General features: G+C 44.5%; 16 protein-coding genes and 1 other annotated feature. Of the genes, 10 read left to right on the top strand and 6 right to left on the bottom strand.

All coding sequences use genetic code 11. The features are described 5' to 3' along the window. The 3 genes from Q0K03_RS03980 to Q0K03_RS03970 all read right to left on the bottom strand — a co-directional run. Positions 1-788, bottom strand: a 788-nt coding sequence (locus tag Q0K03_RS03980) for an ATP-grasp domain-containing protein (RefSeq protein ID WP_297237966.1), incomplete at its 3' end; no start/stop codon positions are given. After that, complete coding sequence (locus tag Q0K03_RS03975; protein ID WP_297237963.1) at positions 785-1765, bottom strand: serpin family protein; 981 nt, start codon at positions 1763-1765, stop codon at positions 785-787. The genes Q0K03_RS03980 and Q0K03_RS03975, both read right to left, overlap by 4 nt. Positions 1766-1769: 4 nt before the next feature. Continuing rightward, positions 1770-2075, bottom strand: a complete 306-nt coding sequence (locus Q0K03_RS03970) for an HIRAN domain-containing protein (RefSeq protein ID WP_297237961.1) — start codon at positions 2073-2075, stop codon at positions 1770-1772. 280 nt (positions 2076-2355) lie between these two features. Between Q0K03_RS03970 and trkA the strand changes: the two genes are divergently transcribed. The 3 genes from trkA to Q0K03_RS03955 are packed head-to-tail and all read left to right on the top strand — an operon-like array spanning position 2356 to position 5963. Then, positions 2356-3714 (top strand): Trk system potassium transporter TrkA, encoded by a 1359-nt coding sequence (trkA, locus tag Q0K03_RS03965; protein ID WP_366774986.1) that lies wholly within the window; start codon positions 2356-2358, stop codon positions 3712-3714. Then, positions 3701-5209, top strand: coding sequence for a TrkH family potassium uptake protein (locus tag Q0K03_RS03960; protein WP_297237959.1), 1509 nt, complete (start codon positions 3701-3703; stop codon positions 5207-5209). The genes trkA and Q0K03_RS03960 overlap by 14 nt, the downstream gene beginning before the upstream one ends. A gap of 49 nt (positions 5210-5258) precedes the next feature. Beyond that, positions 5259-5963, top strand: coding sequence for a metallophosphoesterase (locus Q0K03_RS03955; protein ID WP_297237957.1), 705 nt, complete (start codon positions 5259-5261; stop codon positions 5961-5963). Between the two features lie 145 nt (positions 5964-6108). Here the strand turns inward: Q0K03_RS03955 and Q0K03_RS03950 are convergent, their stop codons facing one another. Further along, positions 6109-6768 (bottom strand): uracil-DNA glycosylase, encoded by a 660-nt coding sequence (locus Q0K03_RS03950; protein WP_297237955.1) that lies wholly within the window; start codon positions 6766-6768, stop codon positions 6109-6111. A 75-nt stretch (positions 6769-6843) separates the two neighbouring features. Here Q0K03_RS03950 and Q0K03_RS03945 point away from each other — a divergent pair, with 75 nt between their 5' ends. Further along, positions 6844-8043 carry a Mur ligase family protein gene (locus Q0K03_RS03945; RefSeq protein ID WP_297237953.1) on the top strand — a complete coding sequence of 400 codons (1200 nt, stop codon included), beginning with the start codon at positions 6844-6846 and terminating at the stop codon, positions 8041-8043. Here Q0K03_RS03945 and Q0K03_RS03940 read toward each other — a convergent pair. Together Q0K03_RS03940 and mnmE are read right to left on the bottom strand one after the other, a co-directional pair. Further along, positions 7970-9010 (bottom strand): metallophosphoesterase, encoded by a 1041-nt coding sequence (locus tag Q0K03_RS03940; protein WP_297237952.1) that lies wholly within the window; start codon positions 9008-9010, stop codon positions 7970-7972. The two genes, Q0K03_RS03945 and Q0K03_RS03940, sit on opposite strands and share 74 nt — an antisense overlap. Before the next feature lie 74 nt (positions 9011-9084). Next, entirely contained in the window at positions 9085-10413 is a 1329-nt protein-coding gene (mnmE, locus tag Q0K03_RS03935; protein ID WP_297237950.1) for a tRNA uridine-5-carboxymethylaminomethyl(34) synthesis GTPase MnmE, read from the bottom strand. A gap of 55 nt (positions 10414-10468) precedes the next feature. On the opposite strand from mnmE, the gene Q0K03_RS03930 reads away from it, so the two are divergent. The 6 genes from Q0K03_RS03930 to Q0K03_RS03905 all read left to right on the top strand — a co-directional run. After that, complete coding sequence (locus Q0K03_RS03930) at positions 10469-11062, top strand: L-threonylcarbamoyladenylate synthase (RefSeq protein ID WP_297237948.1); 594 nt, start codon at positions 10469-10471, stop codon at positions 11060-11062. Between the two features lie 34 nt (positions 11063-11096). Further along, positions 11097-11306, top strand: a binding site (T-box leader). Between the two features lie 36 nt (positions 11307-11342). Next, entirely contained in the window at positions 11343-13298 is a 1956-nt protein-coding gene (gene lysS / locus Q0K03_RS03925) for a lysine--tRNA ligase (RefSeq protein ID WP_297237946.1), read from the top strand. A 127-nt stretch (positions 13299-13425) separates the two neighbouring features. Next, on the top strand, positions 13426-13560 hold the full coding sequence (locus Q0K03_RS03920) for a rubredoxin (protein ID WP_297237944.1): 135 nt from the start codon (positions 13426-13428) through the stop codon (positions 13558-13560). A gap of 181 nt (positions 13561-13741) precedes the next feature. Next, entirely contained in the window at positions 13742-17833 is a 4092-nt protein-coding gene (locus Q0K03_RS03915) for a DNA-directed RNA polymerase subunit beta (protein ID WP_297237942.1), read from the top strand. A gap of 5 nt (positions 17834-17838) precedes the next feature. Next, entirely contained in the window at positions 17839-21735 is a 3897-nt protein-coding gene (gene rpoC, locus Q0K03_RS03910) for a DNA-directed RNA polymerase subunit beta' (protein WP_297237940.1), read from the top strand. An 85-nt stretch (positions 21736-21820) separates the two neighbouring features. Continuing rightward, on the top strand, positions 21821-22627 hold an 807-nt coding region (locus Q0K03_RS03905), incomplete at its 3' end, for a hypothetical protein (protein ID WP_297237937.1).

Here is a 22627-nt window from a genome sequence, read left to right as displayed (position 1 = left end):
GATACAGATCCATCTCCAGTCTCTATGATGATCCAGGAACCATCTTTAAGCTCTGCGTAATCAATGGTGTAAAAGCGACTGTCCAGAAATTGATATTTCTGGATTAATTCAACAGGAGGCATTGGAGAGTTTTCTGGCTGGCTTGAGTTTTGATAAACACTGATGATGTTTTGATCAAAATAGAAGACTCGAACTTCGTTTGTTCGTTTTTCATATCTTTTCAAATCCACATATTCCTTGATACAGATGCCTTTGGTTAAAAGATCTCCCCGATATTGATAAAACTCTTTCATATACTGATCAAATTGGTTTTGATCAAAGCTTGCGTCAAAGTACTTAGGGAAACGAGAATCTTTAACAGATTTCACATAGTCTTTGACGATAAATCGAGGGAATTTTTTGAGAACATCTTGAATATGGATTCTCTGATAAAGAGGAACCGTTAAAATGCGAGGTGTATCCTCTTTGATCTTTGGATAGATATGCGGGAACAGGTGAAATTTTTCATACATTTCTGGCGTTGTGACTAAGTTTATGTTTTGTTTGCGTAACTGTTGATAAAATGCAGAATATGTTTCTGGAGTCATCATCCATCCCCGATAGATCACAGATGTTTCTTTTTCAGGAATTGAAGAAAGTTTTACTTTCTTATTGTTGAACCAGGCATCATAGTCGAATAAAAAGATGTCGAATTCTTTAGTTTGAAGAGCTGCAACGTATTCTGTTTTAAGGTCTTCATCAACTTGATTTCTATCGAAAAAGGATGAAGGGAATAATAGTGCTTTCATAATTGGTTTAAGACTCCTGTGAATATAGGAATGAATTGTTGAGAGGATCCATCAAAATGTAAAATCGCATAGATGAATGGGCGATTCAGGCATACAGATTTCGACTCATATCTGTCCATACCAGATGCGGCAATTCCATGCGTTTTTGCGACGGCAATCGTGTTCTTTTCCGATACTTTGATTTTAGCCTCATGAACAATTTTATCGATCTTTAATGGCGTTTTTGTCATTTTGGATAAATCAGCTCTTCCCGTAAAGAGTTCATGGGTGCTCAAATTCTGAAGCAGGGAAGTTAAATCTGCGTTGAAATTCACTTCAAATTTAGGCAGGGATATATCTACATCATATCGTTGGGCTTTTAAGGCAAGGCTTGAAAAATCTATTTTTTCTATGTTTTTTAATAAGAAATCATAATCCTTTTCTTTAGGAAGCAATGCGATAAAGGCATCACCCGATTGATACGATTTCATAAACCCTGTAAAACTTTCATTTTCAATATACGTATGTTCTACTTTTTTCATCATCCAACATCTGGATTTTGTCCCATCTCTATTGATAAACCAATCTTTCTCAGAATCTTTGAATGGCTTTATCCATGTGCCCTGAAATGCTGTTGTATTGATCAGTTCAAATAATTGAGTGGAAGGGACCCATTTTCCATGGTATTGATTCTGAAACATTTTTAAAAATGCTGGATCAATGGTATCGAATATAGATTGTTGAAGATGAATTTCATTAGAAAAAAACAGCGCTTTTGATGAGTTTTCATACAATGTCATAAAATCATTCAAAGAAACCATGTCTTTGACAAGTTTTAAACATTCTTCTTTTGTTTTTCCATTGGCGGCATCCATAAGAATAAAGAGAACGGACAGAATAGACAATGGAGAAATAAGGGGGTTATTTCCTGGATTGGTATTCGCCGTTCTCTGTAAACAATGGGTCGCAAGCTGGTTGAATTTGTTTGTGTTCCACATAATATCACTTTATACTTTTTTCATCCAGCCGGCAAAGAATACCTTGTGGTAAAACATAGACAATTCTACCGGTTGCATTCTTTTTGATTCGGTCATAAAGACGACCGGCACTGTAGCTTTCCCCAAGCACCGTATAGGGACTGTTCGCCACATAACCAACGGTATCCAAACCTGCCATTTTTACGGCAATGGCTTCCTTGTCATGCGTGTTGTCTTTGTCTTTTTCCAAATATACGATCATATCTGGTTTCATAAAATCCGATCCATAGTAGTGATTCGTACCCGCAATCGTGAAATAAATTGGCTTCATGTCAACAGCCTCCTTTCTTGTTCAATACCATTATATAACATGACGTGTACTAAAAATTGGACTTATAGAATTCTTTTGGCTCGATACAAAGAAACCATAAAGATGAAGTATGAATCCATAGGAAAAAATGGATATAAATATACAATTTTGTTTTATTTATCGGATTCTTTTAAAAGAAATGAAAAAACTACGCTTAAAATCTTTATAAAATCTTTATATTCATCTTGATTCATTGAATTAAGCCGACTACAATGGATACAGTTTACACAAGGAGAGAGATATGAAGATTGCGATAGTAGGAGACGGGAAAGTCGGGTTTGCCCTGGCTTCTCAGCTGGATCAGGAAGGACACGATGTCACGATCATTGAGAACAAACAAAGAGTTCTGGATGAAACGATGAATCGTTTGGATATTATCGGCGTTTTAGGAAACGGAGCCAATGTTGACGTATTAAAGGAAGCTGGCGTTAAAGAGTGCGAGCTCTTGATTGCGGTAACCAGTCAGGATGAGATCAATATCATCTGTTGTATGCTCGCTAAAAAACTGGGTGCGAAAAATACCATTGCGCGTATTCGTAACCCAGAGTATGTGAGTGCTTTGAATATGATGAAAGAAGATCTGGGCTTATCGATGCAGATCAACCCGGAAATGGCAGCGGCCTTGGAAATCGTACGTTCTCTACGCTTTTCCAGTAACATCAAGGCGACTTCCTTTGCCAAAGGGCGAATGGAATTGACCGAGATCAAGATCAAAGAAGGAAGCCCGCTGATTGGAAAGAACATGATGGAAATCAGTTCCCGTTACAATTCCACGGTCCTGTTCTGTGTTATTCAAAGAGGGAATGAGATCATTATCCCTGATGGACAGACCATTATCCAGGAAGGCGACAAAGTCTCTTTGACAGGTTCTATGCAGGAACTGGAAAAATTCTATCAGGAAATCAAGATCTTAAAGAATCACAAGATCCAGGAGATCATGATCATCGGCGGCGGCCGTATCACTTTCTATCTGGTTCGTCTTTTACTGCGTCTGGGAATGGAAGTCAAAGTCATTGAAAAAAACAAAGACGTTTGCCTCAGCCTGGTTGAACGTTTTCCTTCCATTACGGTCATTCATGGCGATGGAACCGATCACGAACTGCTGCGCTCTGAAAATCTGGAAGATATGGATGGCTTTGTCGCTTTGACAGACAACGATGAAGAAAACGTCATCATTTCTATGTTTGCCTCCAGCCTGGGGGTACAAAACGTACTTCCAAAAGTGAACCGTGTTTCCTTAGGGTTCTTATTGGAGAAACTCGGTTTGGAAAACGCAATCACGCCTAAAAATATTACGGCCAACCAGATCTGTCAGTATGTTCGCGCCATGCAGAACAGTGTGGGCTCCAACATTGAATCATTGATCAAGATCGTGGACGACCGGGTGGAAGTGCTGGAATTCCGCGTTCGCGAAAACTGTAAATTTATTGGCGTACCGTTAAAAGATCTGAAATTTAAAAACGACATGTTAGTGGCCTATATCACCCATCGAGGAAAACCGCAGGTAGCTCAGGGGGATACGTATGTTCAGCTGGGCGACAGTCTGATTTTGATTAGTAAAATTGCCGGATTGAGGGATATCAACGATGTACTGGCTTAGACGAAAACTTAGAAAGATCAACTGGAGCCTGATCGCCAATCTTAACGGATACGTTTTGATTTGTTTAGGCTTGCTGATGCTTCTTCCAACGATTTGTTCTTTGATCTATCATGAACAAGTCGTCTATGATTTTTTGATTACCATTGCGATTTGTCTGATCGTGGGATTTGCCCTGTCCCGCATCAAGCGATCCCAAAGAGATTTCTTTGCCCGTGATGGAATGATTGCCGTAGGCCTTTGTTGGATCACGGCCAGTCTGTTTGGAGGACTTCCTTATTTTATTTCTCAGGAGATCCCCAGCTTTATCGACTGCTTCTTTGAAGCCGTATCCGGATTTACGACCACAGGTTCTTCCATCGTGCCCGATGTGACCAAGCTTTCCCAGGGGATCCTTTTCTGGCGAAGCTTTACCCACTGGATCGGCGGAATGGGGATCCTGGTGTTCATTCAGGCCTTTATGCCTAAAGCCAATGAACGCTCCATGCACATTATCCGTGCGGAGTCACCAGGACCGGTTATCGGTAAACTTGTGCCCCGTATCCAGCAGACCGCCGCGCTTTTATATAAGATGTATATGGGACTGACCATCCTCTGTATTCTTTTCCTTCTGGCAGGCGGCATGCCTTTGTTTGATACCCTGTGCTATACCTTTGGGACAGCAGGAACCGGAGGATTCAGTATTTCTCCATTGGGCGTCGGTGAATACAACAACCTTTACTATGAGATCGTGATCACCGTGTTCATGCTGCTGTTTGGGGTCAACTTCAACTTGTATTACTTCTTGTTGATAAAACAGTTCAAACAAGTATTTAAAAGCGAAGAACTTCGGACCTATATCTTTGTGGTTGCTTCTTCGATGATCTTGATCGCCTTGAATATTTCCAATATGTATGGCGGCTTCTTTGAAGGACTTCGCTATTCTTCCTTCCAAGTCGCAACGATCATATCGACGACCGGATATTCCACGACCGACTTTAACTTATGGCCGATGTTCTCAAAATCGATCTTACTGATCCTTATGGTTTTGGGGGCCTGTGCCGGATCGACGGCCGGCGGCATCAAAGTATCCCGCTTTGTGATCATCCTCAAGAAGATCAAGCTCGATATCCAGCGCCTGATCCATCCACAGAAAGTACAGGCCATTACCATGGATGGCAAGATCGTAGACGAATCCACCGTACAAGCCATCATGACTTTCTTTGGATGTTTTATCCTAATATTATTTGGATGCATCATTTTAGTCTCTTTAGACAACCTTGACTTCGAGACAACCATCAGTTCTGTCTTTACTTGTATTGGAAATGTCGGCCCAGGATTTGGGTTGGCCGGGCCGTTAGGAAGCTTTGCGATGTTTTCCGGCTTTTCTAAGTTTGTCTTGAGTGTAGCCATGTTGATAGGACGATTAGAAATCTATCCTATTCTGATTTTCCTGTTTCCTTTGTTCAAGGTGCCGGATGCCATCAAACCCAAAAAATTTCATAAAGACAACGAATGACGGGAATCCCCGTCTTTTTTTGATATATAATGAAATAAAGGAGAAATTTATGGCCACCTACGTATGCAGCGATATCCATGGACTCAGTGAAAAATATTTTGAATTGTTACGCCGTATCGATTTAGAAAATCAAGATCGATTGATCATCTTAGGTGATGTGATCGACAGAGGACCTGATGGATTTACGATCTTAAAAGACGTTCTGTCCCGCAACAATGTTCAGCTGTTGATGGGGAATCACGAATATATGATGTTGGAAGTTCTGGAAGCCAATAACGGAAACATTCCCAATGATTATATGATCCTTTTCAACTGGATCCTTAATGGCGGTATACCTACGATGGAAGCTTATAAAAAAGCCGATCAAAAGGATAAAGATTTCGTGTTTCGATCCTTAAAAGAGCTCCCGTTTGCCTATACGGACCTTGTGATCAATGAGCGCCATTTCTACCTTTGCCACAGCGCTCCTGGCCCTGCGAAAGAAAAAGCGATCCTCTATCGAAACGATATCGAAGATGCCTTACATTTTGTATGGGACCGCATGGATCCTGAAAGGAGTTTACTGGAAGGAAAAACCATCGTCGCCGGGCATACTATCGTAAAAAACTATCATTATGATCTTACGGTGTATTGCGATACAGGAGATTTAAAAACCGCCCGCTATATCGACATTGACTGCGGCTGCGCCATGAATGATGAAACAAGCAGACTGGCCTGTCTTTGTCTGGATACAATGGAAGTGAATTATTTTTAACCCACTAAATATAAAAAGGCGATAAATTGGGGATTACGGACGATTGATCATGCAGGCGAACTTAGTGAATATACTCATTGGATGTATGTGGGAATAAGAAGCGCCATACATAATGGCTTGGATAAATCGTTTCATTTTATTCTTTTTAAAACCAACGAATCGGTTCCACTCCATGGGCTGCCAGGAATTCGTTGCACTTTTTAAAATGGCCGTTGCCAAAGAACCCGCGGTAAGCACTTAATGGACTTGGATGCGGACTGGTCAACACCAAATGATTAGGGTTGTTTAAAAAACGTTTGGTTTGAATGGCTTTTGATCCCCACAATAAGAAGACAACCGGGTCTTCTTTTTCATTGATGCGTTTGATGGCTTCATCTGTGAAACGCTGCCATCCGATGTTCTGGTGTGCCAAAGGTTTGGAGTCTTCCACCGTTAAGATCGGGTTCAACAGTAACACACCTTGTTTGGCCCAATCCGTCAGATCGCCGCTTCGATGCAGTTTGACCTGGTATTCGTCTTCGATTTCTTTATAGATATTGACCAAAGAAGGCGGGATCTTGATATTCTTTGGCACGCTGAACGCAAAGCCTTGAGCCTGTCCGGGCTGATGATAAGGGTCCTGCCCCAGGATCACGACCTTGGTATCTTTTAAAGAAGTGGTCAAAAACGCATTGAAGATCTTTTCCTTTGGGGGATAGATCTTTTTTGTTTTATATTCATGGGCAAGGAAGTAATTGATCTTATTGAGATAGTCCTTCTGGATCTCGGTATCAAAGAGTTCCTGCCAGTCATTGTTGAAGTTCATAGGCATCCTCCATGGAAGTTTTTTCTGATTTCTATTATAATACGAATCATGGACCTGTACGATAAAATTTTAAAAATGGAAAAACAGAAAAACAGAAATATGGATCTGGATGCGTTCCGTCATTTGGTGGATACCTATCTTCCAGATCATAAGAAGCTGAAGATGATCCAGGTGGCCGGCACCAACGGAAAAGGAAGCACGTGCACCTGGTTATCCTTGCTGCTTCAAAAGCTGGGCTTTGTGACCGGCGTTTTTACTTCACCGCATTTGATCTGTCATAACGAGAGAATATCGATCGATCAAGCGATGATCTCGGATGCCGATCTGGAAAGACTGATCGACCGGTATATGCCGCTGTTTGAAGAAAAAGCCTTTACAATGTTTGAAATGGATCTTTTTCTGGCCCTGGCCTATTTTCTGGAACGGAAAGTCGACTATGCGATCATGGAAGTGGGACTGGGAGGAAGACTCGATGCCACTACGGCTTTAGATTATCAGGCAACCCTTTTGACCCATATCGGGTTGGAACATACGGAGATCTTGGGAGACACCAAGGAAAAGATTGCCTGGGAAAAAAGCGGGATCTTTAAACCGGGCACGCCGGCCCTGACTTGTGAAGAAGATCCAGACTGTCAGGCTGTGCTGGAACAAAGAGCCAGACAGGTGCGCTGCCCTCTGTATTATTCGTATATGCCTTTCTATGAAGAATGGGAGCACAAGCTTTTTTTTGAATACCGTGACGGAACCCTGGTGTTTGATCATCCGGCCTATCAAATCAAGAATTTTGTACTGGCTTGTGATACGTTATATCATTTAGGTTTCCGTCTTCGCTATCCGATGCTTCAGGAAACCATTGATGCCTTTTCGTTTGCCGGCCGGTGCATGGTCCTTCGTAAAGATCCTTTGATCCTGGTAGACGGAGCCCATAATGAAGATGGCATAGAAGCCCTGGTTTCTTCCCTGAAGACATGGGACGGAGATATCTATTTTTCAGTGCTTAAAGAAAAAGATGCGAATTTGATGATCGAGACGTTAAAGACATTGTCCGATTCGATCACGCTGGTGAATTTTGAAAATGACCGCCTGTATCCTTTGGAAACCTTAGGGTATCCGATCCTTTCCATGGACACATTAAAAGAACGCCTGTCAAGTACAAGGCGTCCTTCTCTGGTATGCGGTTCTCTATATTTTGTCGGCGAAGTTATGAAGCTTTTAGCTGGACCACAAGATACTCACTCTGTCCCTGGGTACGAAGCGGGAAGCCCCAGCCGTTAACGCCGGAAGTGGTGATTTGTGTAAAATCACCTTTTTTTAATATTCCATAGTCATGTTCATTGACATGAAACAAGGAAGACAAAAGTCCTAAAGGGAAGATCTGCCCATTGTGAGTATGACCGCTGAGCTGCAGGTCGACCCCGTTTTCCATGCAGGTTTCCAGGTCTATTGGCTGGTGATCCAGTACGATCGTATACGCTTCGTTATTTTGATCCATCAGCTGTTCCAGTTCTTTTCGATCGGCCTGCTCGGCATCTTCCCGTCCGATCAATAGAAGACCTTCGCTTTGGATCACGGTGTCCTGGAGGGTCTGAATATTGTTTCTGGAGAGTTCGGCTTTGATCTCTTCCTTGGTAAAGACCGGCTTGGAAGAATAGTGCTGGTTATCATGGTTTCCATATACGTAGTAGACCGGCGCCACTTCTGTTAAGGCACCCAGAGAATCCGATAAGCTTTTTAGTTCCTTTCTGGTCGTGAATTCATCCACGATATCTCCGCCCAGGCAATAAAAATCTGGTTTTTCTTCTTTGAGCTGGGCAATCAGCTTTTTTAAAGAAGCCTTGGTCATTCCATTCGGATAATGAAAATCGGCAAGGTAGACGATCCGTGTGTCCTTGATATCTTTTGATGTGGTCAATGTATACGTCACCGGCTGAATATGGCGAAGGTTGTAGACCCCATAACCCAAGACCCCGGCAGTCAGAACCAGGGGGACCACAAACAGAATCAGATTGACCGGCTTGTGAATCAGAAAATAGATCAGCTGTGTGATTGCCAGAAAACAGAAAAAGTGAAAATAGAAGGCCGGGAACAAAGTGTTAAAGGTAATGCAGGGAAGGATAAAAAGAAGGGCCAGACCAATCAGGATCTTTATATTGATCTGCGGCATCCATTTATGAATCAAATATACAAGATCGGCGGCCAGGCCAAGGCACAGACAGGCCAAACCGATTTTTAAGTAAATCATATAGTTTAGTCTCCTTTATTATTGTGTGCTTGTACAATATACAGGATTTTTAACCAAAAGAAAACTGTTTAGAATCATTTTCCTAAACAGAATTTTGAGAATAAAGTGTCCAGAAGATCCTCGCGGCTGACTTCTCCCAGGATCTCTTTCAAGTGATCGTGGGCCTGCTGGATATCAATTTCCACCAGATCCGGTTCAATATGCGCTTCCAAGGCTTCTTTAGCGCGCTGCATATCTTCTTTGGCCTGATGCAACAGACCGATCTGACGTTCGTTGGAAAGGACTGGTTCTTCCTTTAACAGATCGTTTTCATACAGCGACTCCAAAGCGTCGATCAATGGCTGGATCTGATGGTCTTTGGCACAGATGCAGATGCCTTCCTTGTTTCCTTTGGACAGATCGTCTTTGTTCCAGATCACAAGACGCATCTTGTCTTTTGTCTTCTCCAGGAGTTCTTTATCTTCTTTTGTCAAAGGTGCACTGCCATCTAGAACCAGAAGAACCAGAGCGGCCTCTTTGAGCTTTTCCTGGCTTTTTTCGATCCCGATCTGTTCGATCTTGTCGCTTGCCTTACGGATCCCGGCCGTATCGATCAGATTGAGCTGTATCGAACCGATATGGATCTGCCCCTCGACAATATCGCGGGTCGTTCCGGCTATGTCGGTCACGATGGCCTTGTCTTCTTCCAGTAATGCGTTCAATAACGAACTTTTTCCCACATTGGGACGGCCGACGATCACCGTGTCGATTCCTTTTTTCAAGACTTGTCCTGTCTGTGCTTTCTTTAAGATCGCATCGATTTGCGCCAGCCATTTTTTGGTCTTGGGCAACAGGTCGTTTTCCGTCAGCTGTTCAATATCTTCGTATTCCGGATAATCAATGTTGACTTCGATCTGGGCAATGATATCCAACAGATCTTCAATCAAAGGCGCAAGCAGTTTTTTTACACTTCCCTTGATGCCTTTGATGGCCATATGGGCGGCACTGTCGTTAGTGGCCTCGATCATATCCTGTACGGCTTCTGCCTGTGAAAGGTCGATCCGGCCATGATAAAAGGCACGCTGAGTAAATTCACCAGGTTTGGCCAAGGAAGCCCCTTTGCTTAAGACAAGCGAAAGGATCTTGCGGGTAATGAAGATGCCGCCATGACAGTTGATCTCGACCACATCTTCTCTTGTATAGGTTTTGGGTGCCCGGAATACCGAGACCAGGACCTCATCGACAGGCTTTCCGTTTTCATCAACGATATTTCCATAATGGATCGTGTGTGAAGGAACCGAACGCAGATCTTTGGTGAAGATTTGACTGACGATGGATATCGCTTCTTCTCCACTGATGCGGACAATGGAAATGGCTCCTTCCTGCAGGGCTGTGGATATGGCACAGATCGTGTTCTCAAACATAGGTTCCTCCTTTTTTTGCTTGTATCTATTCTATCACAAACTTATAATAGTCTTTATGAAAACTTATGACAGAAAAGAAGTCCGTCGGGTGGCGGACTGTTTGAAAAACCATGAAATCATCGCTTTGCCTACCGATACGGTCTATGGCGTAGGCGTACTCTATGGCGATCTAAACGATCTGGAACGGTTGAAAAACGCCAAACATCGTCCGGAAACCAAACCGATCCCGATGATGGTTTCTTCCATTGCCCAGATGGAAAAAGTGGCTTATGTCGATGAAAGAGTCAAAAGAATTGCGCAGAAGTTTCTTCCCGGTGCTTTGACCCTGGTCCTCAAAGTCAGGGATGAAGTCCCTTCGTCATACACCAACGGGCTGGATACCATTGCCTTGCGGATCCCGGATGAACCATTTATTCTGGAACTGATCGATCTATTGGATACCCCGCTTTTAGTGACCAGTGCCAACCAATCGGGCCAGAAGACGGCTTTGACCAGCGACGATGTCTTTGAACAGCTTCCTGACATCGATGGGATCGTACTAGGAAGATGCAAAGCTTTACAGGCGTCTACGATCGTAGACTGCACAAAAGATCGCCTGCAGATCCTTAGGCCGGGTCCGATTTCACTGGAAGAGCTCGAAAGTGTTTGACAAACCCCTTCCAGTCTAGTACCATACAAGCGATATCAAGGCAAAGAAGAGGACGAGTACTTTAAGAAAATGTTACAGAGAGCTTTTGGGTGGTGGAAAAAAGCACAGGACTTAAAGGAATAAAACCTTGGAGCTGTTTGTATTTCCTGCATTAAAGGAAACACTGTTTATCGACAGTGAAAGAGGCCTTCTAGAGTGATCTAGAAGACAAATTAGGGTGGTAACACGAGCATTCGTCCCTTGGATGGATGCTTTTTTTATTGGAGAAAAGGAGAAAATCATGGCTGAACAGAAACTTACGGAACAAGAACGCGTGCGTCGTCAAAAGATGCAGGATCTGATCGATATGGGAATCGATCCCTTTGGAAGCGCCTATCAGCGCACAACAACCTCAGGAAAGATCATCGCCCAGTACGAAGACAAGACCAAAGAAGAATTACAGGAACTCGATGTTCATGTCAAAGTGGCAGGACGAATCATGACCAAACGCCGTCAGGGGAAAGCGGGCTTTATGCACATTCAGGATGTCGATGGGCAGATCCAGATCTATGTGCGTAAAGATGTGATCGGCGAAGAACAATACGAGATCTTTAAGAAAAACGATATTGGAGATATCGTGGGAATCGAAGGAACGGTGATGAAGACCGACCATGGACAGCTTTCGGTTCGTGCCATGGTCTATACGCATTTATCAAAATCTTTGCGCCCTCTGCCTGAAAAGTTCCATGGCTTGACGGATGTGGAAGAACGTTTCCGCCGCCGTTATGTGGACTTGATCATGAATCCGGAAGCCAAGCACATTGCCCTGACACGTCCAAAGATCATTCGTGCCGTACAGGAGTATTTAGACGGACAAGGTTTGATGGAAGTGGAAACACCGGTACTGCAGCCTATCTTAGGCGGAGCCGCTGCCCGTCCGTTTATCACACATCACAATACACTGAACATGCCTTTCTATTTGCGTATTGCTACAGAGCTTCCTTTGAAGCGTCTGATCGTTGGCGGTCTGGAAGGTGTGTATGAGATTGGCCGTCTGTTTAGAAACGAAGGAATGGACGCCACGCACAATCCGGAATTTACGACCGTGGAAGCCTATGTGGCTTACAGTGATCTGCATGGAATGATGGATCTGATCGAAGGCTTGTTTGACCATGTCGCCAATAAAGTGCTGGGAACCACCGAGATCACCTATCAGGGGCAGGAAATTTCTTTGAAGGCCCCGTTCAAGCGCATTACCATGTGTGAAGCCATCAAGGAAAAGACCGGCATCGACTTTAAGGAAATCACCGATTACGATCAGGCATGTCAGCTGGCCAAAGAACACGAGATCGAAGTGGAAAAGATCCACAATTCAGTAGGTCACATCATTCAGCTGTTCTTTGACAAATATGTCGAAGAAACGATCACACAGCCTACTTTTGTTTACGAGTATCCTATTGAGATCAGCCCGCTGGCCAAGAAATGTAAAGACGATCCGCGCTTTACCGATCGTTACGAGCTCTTTATCTGCGGCCATGAATACGCCAATGCCTTCTCGGAATTAAACGATCCAATCGACCAGAGAGAACGTTTTGAGAAACAGTTGGAACTTCGTGATCTAGGGGATGAAGAAGCCAATGAAATGGATGTCGACTATGTCGAAGCTCTGGAATACGGCATGCCGCCAACCGGCGGAGTCGGACTGGGAATCGACCGCTTCGTGATGCTTCTGACCAATCAAAGAACGATCCGCGAAGTGCTCTTGTTCCCGCATATGAAACTGACCGGAGAATCCAAAGGCGCACGTATCGAAAAAGAAAAAGAATGTGTACCATTGATTCCGGTAGAAGTTCATTCTTTGACCAATAAGAAACCGACGATCGATTACTCCAAGGTAGAGATCGAACCGTTGTTCAAAGACTTCGTGGACTTTGAGACCTTCTCAAGATCCGATTTTAGAGCTGTGAAGGTCAAAGACTGTACAGCCGTTCCAAAATCGAAGAAACTGTTACAGTTTGTATTGGATGATGGAAGCGGGGAAGACCGTATCATCTTAAGCGGTATCCACGATTACTATGAACCTGAAGAATTGATCGGCAAGACCCTGGTGGCCATCACCAATCTTCCACCTCGCAAGATGATGGGAATCGATTCTTGCGGTATGATCATCTCGGCTGTACATAGTGAAGCCGGGGAAGAACGCCTGAACGTACTGGTTTTGGACAGCGCGATCCCAGCCGGCGCCAAATTGTATTAGAAAAAGGACAGCTTCGTAAAAGGAGCTGTTTTTTTGATGGGCATTTGAATGGATAAAGAATAAAAGAAAGAATATACTGAAATTAAAGAAAACATATTCAGCGAAACGCTGGTAGAAAGAGGTCAAAATGAAGTATGTTTGTTCAATTTGCGGCTATGTGTATGACGAAAGTCAAGAAGCCGTACCTTTCAATGAATTGCCAGAGGATTGGAGATGTCCTTTGTGTAACGCACCGAAAAGCGCTTTTGAACCCAAGCAATGAGATGAAAAACCTGTTCCTGTGACAGGTTTTTTCTTTTGAAAAAAAGTCGAAAAAAATGCGCAAATCAAATTGACAATTTGAAATCTCTAAGATAATATAATAAATTGCATAATAGTCTATGGGGGAAGTGCGCCCTGCGGACTGGAAGGCACAAAAATCAATCAACGAAAGGATGGCATGCATGGACACAAACAAAGCGTATCACATCCTCGAATGTGGCAAAAAAGCGACACGTCGAGACTATTCCAAAGTTAGTGGAAAACTGGAATTACCAAACCTTGTTGAGATCCAGACCAACTCATTTAAGTGGTTTCTCAAACAAGGGATCCAAGAAGTATTTGAAGAGATCTATCCAATAGAGAACTATGGGAAAAATATCAAATTGAATTTTATCCGTTATCATTTTGGACAGCCAAAATACAATGCGGAGGAATCCATGTACAGAGAGTGCAACTATGCCGCTCCTCTTTATGCAGAAATGGAACTGGAGATCATGGACCCGGATACCGGAGAAGTGGTCACCAAGAACGAAGAAGTATATTTAGGGGATTTCCCTTTGATGACAGAAACAGGAACGTTCATCATCAATGGGGCAGAGCGTGTTATCGTCTCTCAGATCGTACGTAGTCCGGGAGCTTATTTTTCGGAAAGCTATGATGAAAAAACAGGAAAGAAAAACTATGCCTGTGAACTGATCCCCAGCCGTGGTACTTGGCTTGAGTTCATGACCGAACAGAAGAAGACGTCCAACGGGAAAACGATCAATGTATCGATCGACAGAAGACGTAAGGTTCTGTTCACGATCCTTTTCAAAGCCATTGGAATGTCTTTGAATCTGGAAGTCAACGAAAACACCAGCGATACGACCCAGATGGAAATTTTCCTGAAGGCCATGGGAAGAAACTGGGAGGATGTCGCCACCGATCCAGAAGACCGTGAATACATGAATCTGTATCTGTTACTGTATACTGCCTTCTTTGGAAAATATGAAGAAATCGAAAATACCCTGCTCAACGATAAAGTAAAAACGACGCAGGAAGCTTTACTGTCTTTCTATGAAAATCAGCGAAGCGATGAGATCCCTACATTGAACGGATCCATCACTTTGATGCAGGCGAAGTTCTTTGATCATCGCCGTTATGATCTGACTAAGGCAGGACGTTATAAATTACGTAAAAAATTAAATGCGATCGCCCGCATGAACAATACGACACTGGCCCATGACATCGTGGATGTAGACGGCAATGTGTTTATGGAAAAAGGAACGATGATCCATCGTGACCAGAGAAACGCACTTCGTGAAGAACTGGCCAAAGGGACATACTGTACACCATATCCTTTCCGCAGTGAATTCCATGAAGCAGATGTTGTATCGATTCCGACTTCTTACCATTCCGGATTGATCGGCCGTATCCTGGCCAAAGATGTGGAAGTGGATGGTGTGATCTATGAAAGAGGAACTGTTTTATGTCCACAGGATATCGAAGCTCTGGCTTCCATCGAAGAAGTTCCTATCTATGGAGGCTTGATTGCCCGTCCGGTTGTCCTGACCAGTGAAAACAGCGAGGCCGTGTTCAACTATGGTCAGCGTTTGTATGCCTTAGGCCGTTTGACCAACGCCAAAGGACAGGACATCGTCGATGACGAAATGGAACTGGTGGTTGACCGTTATGAAATCGGTGTTGAACCAGACAAACTGGAAGCCGATGCGGTATTTGCCGTATCACAGCGTGCTTTAAACGAAGAGATCACCGCATGGCTGATCGGTGCCTGTGTCCAGGAAGTCTATGTCGTTGACAAGGCAGGGGACCAGATCAAAATTTGCGGAAACGATCCATTCGCCAACAAACACACGATCACGATGTCGGATATGTACGCTTTCTTCTCTTATAATTTAAATGTTATGGAAGGCGTAGGAACGACCGATGATATCGATATGTTAGGAAACCGCCGTATCCGTTCGGTGGGAGAACTGATCCAGAACCAGTTCCGTATCGGGCTTTCCCGTATGGAACGTGTCGTAAAAGAACGTATGTCGATCCAGGAACTGGAGAATTTGTCACCTAGAAAACTGACAAACATCCGTCCATTGACGGCTGCCATCAAAGAATTCTTCTCGAGTTCTCAGCTGTCGCAGTTCATGGACCAGCAAAACCCGCTGGCAGAATTGACAAACAAACGCCGTATCTCGGCTTTGGGACCTGGCGGTCTGACACGTGACCGTGCCGGATTCGAAGTGCGTGACGTTCATACTTCACACTACGGACGTATCTGTCCGATCGAAACACCGGAAGGTCCAAACATCGGTTTGATCTCCAACTTGACTTCGTATGCCAAGATCAACGAATACGGGTTCATTCAGACACCGTATCGAATCGTAAATAAAGATGGAACGGTACAGGAAAAAGCCGTTTACTTAAGCGCGGATGAAGAAAGCGACTACCTGATCGCTCAGGCCAATGAGGTTCGTGACGGCCGTTTGATCAATGAACATGTCGTAGTTCGTAAAGGCGGGGAAACGATCATCGCCAACCGCGAAGATGTAGAACTGGCCGACGTCAGTCCAAAACAGATTGTATCCGTAGCCACGGCTTGTATTCCATTCCTGGAAAACGACGATGCTTCCCGTGCCCTGATGGGGGCCAACATGCAGCGTCAGGCCGTACCATTGCTGCAGCCGCATTCACCATATGTCGGAACGGGAATCGAACATAAGATTGCCAAAGACTCTGGGGTTGGAATCGTTGCCAAAGAAAATGGAACGGTTACCTATGTTGACAGTCTGCGCATCGTTGTGGAAAACGAAGAAGGAAATGAACGTACTTACCAGCTGCGTAAGTTTGCCCGCAGCAATGCCTCTACCTGCATCAATCAGCGTCCAATCGTTGAAGTGGGCGAAAAGGTTGAAAAAGGTGACATTCTGGCCGATGGTCCGTCTATGGAAAACGGAGAACTGGCTTTAGGACAAAACGTAACCATTGCCTATATGACCTGGTATGGATACAACTACGAGGATGCCATCATTATGTCTGAACGTATGGTCAGCGATGATGTGTATACTTCGATCCATATCGAAGAATATGATATTGACTGCCGTGATACCAAATTGGGTCCGGAAGAGATCACACGCGATATTCCTAACGTAGGAGAAAGCGCGGTCCGCAAACTGGATGAAAATGGAATCATCATGGTTGGAGCCGAAGTAAAAGAAGGCGATATCCTGGTTGGTAAGGTAACGCCAAAAGGACAGAGCGAGGTCTCTCCGGAAGAGAAACTGTTACTGGCCATCTTCGGTGAGAAATCACGCGAAGTTCGTGACAACTCTTTAAAAGTTCCTCATGGAGGAGCCGGTATCGTACATTCGGTCCGTGTCTTCAAGCGAGGAGATGGCTCGGAGCTTCCTCCGGGAGTCAACATGCGCGTTAAAGTGTATATCGTTCAGAAACGTAAGATCTCTGAAGGAGATAAGATGTCTGGACGTCATGGAAACAAAGGTGTTATCTCTAAGATCCTTCCAATCGAAGATATGCCGTTCACGGCCGATGGAACACCAATCGATATCATTCTGAATCCATTTGGTGTACCTTCCCGTATGAACATCGGGCAGATCCTGGAGATCCATCTGGGATATGCCGCCAAGAAACTGGGTGTGAAATTCGCCACACCGGTATTCGACGGGGTATCCAATGAGGAACTGGCCGACATCATGAAAGAAGCCCAGATGACCAGCGATGGAAAACAGGTTCTTTATGATGGACAGACCGGACAGCCATTCGATGAACGAATCAGCGTGGGTGTCATGTATATGATCAAGCTGGCCCACATGGTTGACGATAAACTGCATGCCCGTGCAACCGGACCTTATTCTCTGGTTACGCAGCAGCCGCTGGGTGGTAAAGCCCAGAATGGTGGTCAGCGTTTTGGAGAGATGGAAGTTTGGGCCCTGGAAGCTTATGGGGCTGCCCATACGCTGCAGGAGATCCTGACCATCAAGTCCGATGATATCCAGGGACGTATCAAGACTTATGAAGCCATCATCAAAGGAAAAGATATTCCAGAACCAGGCGTTCCAGAATCTTTCCGCGTTCTGGTACACGAACTGCAAGGTCTGGCAATCGATGTCCGCTTGTTGGATGAAAACAACAACGAAGTGGATCTGAATCCAGACGATGATGACGATACACCGGTGGCCGCTATGCCTGTGCATCAGGAAGAGCTGGTCAATGATATGGAAGAAACACAAGATGAAACAGAAACAGAGGAGGCTGAGTAAAAACTATGTCAATCAATAATTTTGCCTCGATCCAGGTTCGTCTTGCCTCTCCGGAAACGATCTTAAAATGGTCTCATGGAGAAGTGACAAAACCCGAAACGATCAACTATCGTTCTCAGAAAGCAGAGCGCGATGGTCTGTACTGCGAACGCATTTTCGGTCCTACCAAAGACTGGGAATGCGCCTGCGGTAAATATAAGAAAGTACGTTTTAAAGGTGTTGTATGTGACCGCTGCGGGGTTGAGATCACCAAAGCCAGCGTGCGCCGTGAACGCATGGGTCACATTCATTTGGCAGCACCGGTTGCGCATATCTGGTATCTGCGCGGTATTCCTTCAAGAATGGCGCTTTTACTGGATGTCACACCAAAACAATTGGAAGAAGTTGTTTACTTTGTCAGCTACATCGTAACCGATCCAAAGGATACTGATCTTGCCTATAAGCAGATTCTTTCCGAACGCGAATACCGCGAAAACATGGCCATTTATGGAGCCAATGCCTTTACTGCGCAGACAGGAGCGGAAGCTGTGCTTCGCCTGTTGCAGGATGTGGATCTGGAACAGGAGTATCAGGATGTTCAGGATGCTCTGGATAAAGCGCAGGGAGAAAAACGTAAAAAACTGATCAAACGTTTGGATACGATCAATGCCTTCCGTCATAGTGAAAACGAACCGGAATGGATGATCCTGACCAATATTCCGGTTATACCACCGGATCTAAGACCAATGCTTCAGTTGGACGGCGGGCGTTTTGCGACCAGCGATCTGAATGATCTCTATCGCCGTGTCATTACCCGAAACAACCGTTTGCGTAAACTGTTGGACTTAGGAACGCCAAACATCATCGTACAGAATGAAAAGCGTATGCTTCAGGAAGCCGTAGATGCCCTGATCGATAACGGACGCCGTTCGAAACCGATCACGGGAGCGGGAGGCCGTGCCTTAAAATCACTGTCTCATTCCCTGAAGGGAAAACAGGGACGTTTCCGTCAGAACCTGTTAGGAAAACGTGTGGACTTCTCTGGACGTAGCGTTATCGCGGTAGGACCGGATCTGAAGATGTATCAGTGCGGGATCCCTCGTGAGATGGCCATCAACTTGTTCAAACCGTTTGTGATCAACGAGATCGTAAACGAAGGACTGGCTGCCAATCCGAAAAATGCCGAAAAACTGATCGAACGCCGTGATCCTAAGATGTGGGATGTCGTAGAAAAAGTTATTGACGGCTATCCAGTCTTGATGAACCGTGCTCCAACGCTTCACCGTTTGGGAATCCAGGCTTTCCTTCCAAAATTGGTAGAAGGACGCGCTATGCGTCTGCATCCGTTAGTATGTACGGCCTTCAACGCCGACTTTGACGGGGACCAGATGGCCATCCACGTACCGTTGAGTGAAGAAGCACGTGCCGAAGCACTTGTCATGATGCTGGGAAGCCACAATATCCTGGGGCCAAAAGATGGTAAACCAATCGTTACGCCAGGACAGGATATGGTCATGGGAAACTTCTATTTGACAATGGAAGAAACCAAAGCCGAACTGGAAGAAGAAGCAAAGCGCTATGAAGAAAAAGGATGTCCTAAGGAAGCGAAACAGTGGGCTACTTATGCCGCAAACGAAGGACATGTTTACCTGGATGAAAAAGAAGTCATGATGGCTTATCAGACAGGACAGGTGCATCTGCATTCGCGTATCGCCCTTCCGGTAAAAGGCCTGAACAAGACAAGCTTTGATCCAGCCCATGAAAAGGATTACCTGGTCACTACGGTCGGTAAGATCATTTTCAACTCCATGTTCCCGGAAGACTTCCCTTACTTAAACGAAGTCTCTAAGGAAAACTTTGAAAAGACGCCGGATAAATACTTTATTCAGCCGTCGGTCAACGTTCAGAAATATATTGCCGAGCTGGAAATTACACCAGCCGTTAAGAAAAAAGATTTGGGAAAGGTCATTGCCGAAGTCTTCAACCGTTATTCGGTGGATCAGACAGCCGAGATCCTTGACCAGATCAAGTCCATGGGATTCAAGTATTCCACGGTTGCCGGTATCACGGTATCCTTAAGCGATATCGAGGTGGCCCCAAACAAGGAAGAACACGTTGAATATGGACGTAAAAAAGCCGAAGAATTAAAATATCTGCAGCGCAAAGGTATGCTGACGATGGAAGAATGGGAACGCCATTTAAATAAACTTTGGGAAAATGTAAAAGATGAGATTGCTGACGAACTGCTCAACAATCTGCCTCGTAAAAACCCAATCAACATGATGGCTCGTTCCGGAGCCCGTGGTAACCGTTCCAACTTTACCCAGCTGGCCGGTATGCGTGGATTGATGGCTAAGCCAGGTCATGGTAAATCCAGCGGGGGCGAGTATGTATCTTCAATCATCGAGGTGCCAATTTACTCTTGTTTCCGTGAAGGTCTGAATGTATCTGAATTCTTTACCAGTACCCATGGTGTGCGTAAAGGTTTGACCGATACCGCCTTGAAGACTGCTGAATCGGGTTACCTGACTCGTCGTCTGGTTGATGTCGCACAGGATGTGATCATCAAGGAAGACGATTGCGGTACCGATAAAGGATACTGGGTAGAAGCTTTGATCGACCGTAAGAACAACACGGTGATCGAACCTTTGATGGATCGTCTGATCGGACGTTATTCAAAACAGGATGTTGTCGATCCAAACACTGGGGAACTGATCATTGCCAGCGATGAATTCATCACAGAAGAAATCGCAAAACGCATTGTCGATACCGGCATTGAAGGTATGTATATCCGTTCTGTATTTACTTGTAAATCAAGATCGGGTGTCTGCCGTAAATGTTATGGACGCAATATGGCAACCGGTAAGGATGTCGAAGTCGGAGAAGCAATCGGTATCATGGCTGCCCAGAGTATTGGGGAACCAGGTACACAGCTGACCATGCGTACCTTCCATACCGGTGGGGTTGCCGGTTCAGGAACCGGAGATATCACGCAGGGTCTTCCTCGTGTTGAAGAATTGTTTGAAGCCCGCTGTCCAAAAGGGGTTGCGGTCATTGCACAGATCAGTGGGGAGATCACTTCCATTGAACGAATCGAAGGTACGATGCGTCAGGAAGTCATCATCACCAACGAAAGTGAAAGCATTTCACATAAGATCAACGCAAACCAGTCCATGCGTCCTTGGGTGCAGGTTGGTGAACATATCGAAGCCGGTACGGCTTTGACAGAAGGTCCGCTGGATCCAAAAGAACTGCTTCGTGTTGCCGGCGTTCGTGAAGTTCAAGACTACATCTTAAAAGAAGTTAAGAAGGTATACCAGTCTCAAGGTATCGAGATCTCGGATAAGCATCTGGAAGTTATGATCAAACAGATGATGAAACGTGTGATCGTTATCGACAGCGGAGACACAGATCTCAATGTGGGAGTTCAGTTATCTCTGAATCAAATCACAAAGATTAACCGCGATGCCTTGTTGTCAGGGAAAACACCGGCACAGTTCAAACCGGTATTGCTTGGAATTTCCAAAGCCAGTGTTGAAACGGATTCCTTCCTTTCGGCGGCAAGTTTCCAGGAAACGACCAAGGTTCTTACGGACGCAACCATCAAAGGAAAGGTTGACCATCTGGTTGGCTTGAAAGAAAACGTTATTATCGGTAAACTGATTCCTGCCGGAACGGGATGCACAGGCAACCGTCCGCAAAATGAACTGGTAAAGGCCAAGGCCCAGGAACTTCGTGAAAAGAGGCTGGCCCGTTTACGCGATACAAAGGATGATGAGTTCGAAAAAATCGCCGGCACAGAATCTTCATTGGATGATGAAGCCAGCTTGAAAGAAGAACCGATCGAAACCGAAAGCATTTTAGGAGATGCCAGTTTAGAAGCCGAATCCATTGATTTAACGGATTCTATGCAGTCTGAATAATTATATAAACAGATTCACTTGATGTGGATCTGTTTTTTTTAGACAAAGTCACATGTTTTCATCGTATATATATGTGGTGATATCAATGAATCAAATTTTATCCGATACTCTGGAAAAGAAAATGAATGCATACGATGAATGCGTAAAGAAGATCCTGTCTCACAAACAGATCCTTTCCTACATCCTGAAAGAATGTGTTTCCCACTTTTCCAAACAGTCCTTTCAGGAAATTCAGGATCGTTTGGATCCTTATTTTCATGAGATCCTGAAATCACATAATACCGAGGATCAAAGTGTTTTCGGGGCCAGGATCCAGTACGATCTGCTCTTTGAGATCGAAGGCCATCGGATCAATATCGAAGCCCAGCAGAAAGAACCTTCCTATCCCCTGATTCGAAGAGCCGTTTATTACGGGACAAGGCTGGTTGCCGGACAGAAAAATGATCCTTCCGGATTTCAGAAAGACGAGTATCCAAAGATGAAAAAAGCACATACCATCTGGATCTGTATGCATCCGGCCACCCGAAAACAAGACTCCATTCTGGAGTATTCCTTACATCAAAACATTCATACAGGACAATACAGGGAAGATCTAAAAAATTATGACCTTCTTTCCATTGTCATGATCTATCTGCCAAAAAGAAAAGACGAACTGAAAAAGGACATGATGTCTTTACTGTATGTACTGTTTGTGATGAAGAGCGAACCACAGTATATAAAAAAGATACTGACAGAAAAATATGATATACTGATAACAGAAGAACTCGGCAGGGAGGTAGATAAAATGTGCAATTTCAGTCAGGGCATCTATGAAGATGGGTTACAAGAAGGAAGAAGACAAGGTTACTCCCAGGGGCAAAAACAGGGCTACTCCAAGGGACAAAAACAAGGT

The organism is uncultured Faecalicoccus sp. (assembly GCF_944327125.1).
Classification (GTDB): Bacteria; Bacillota_I; Bacilli_A; order Erysipelotrichales; family Erysipelotrichaceae; genus Faecalicoccus.
This window is presented reverse-complemented; position numbering and strand designations above follow the sequence as displayed.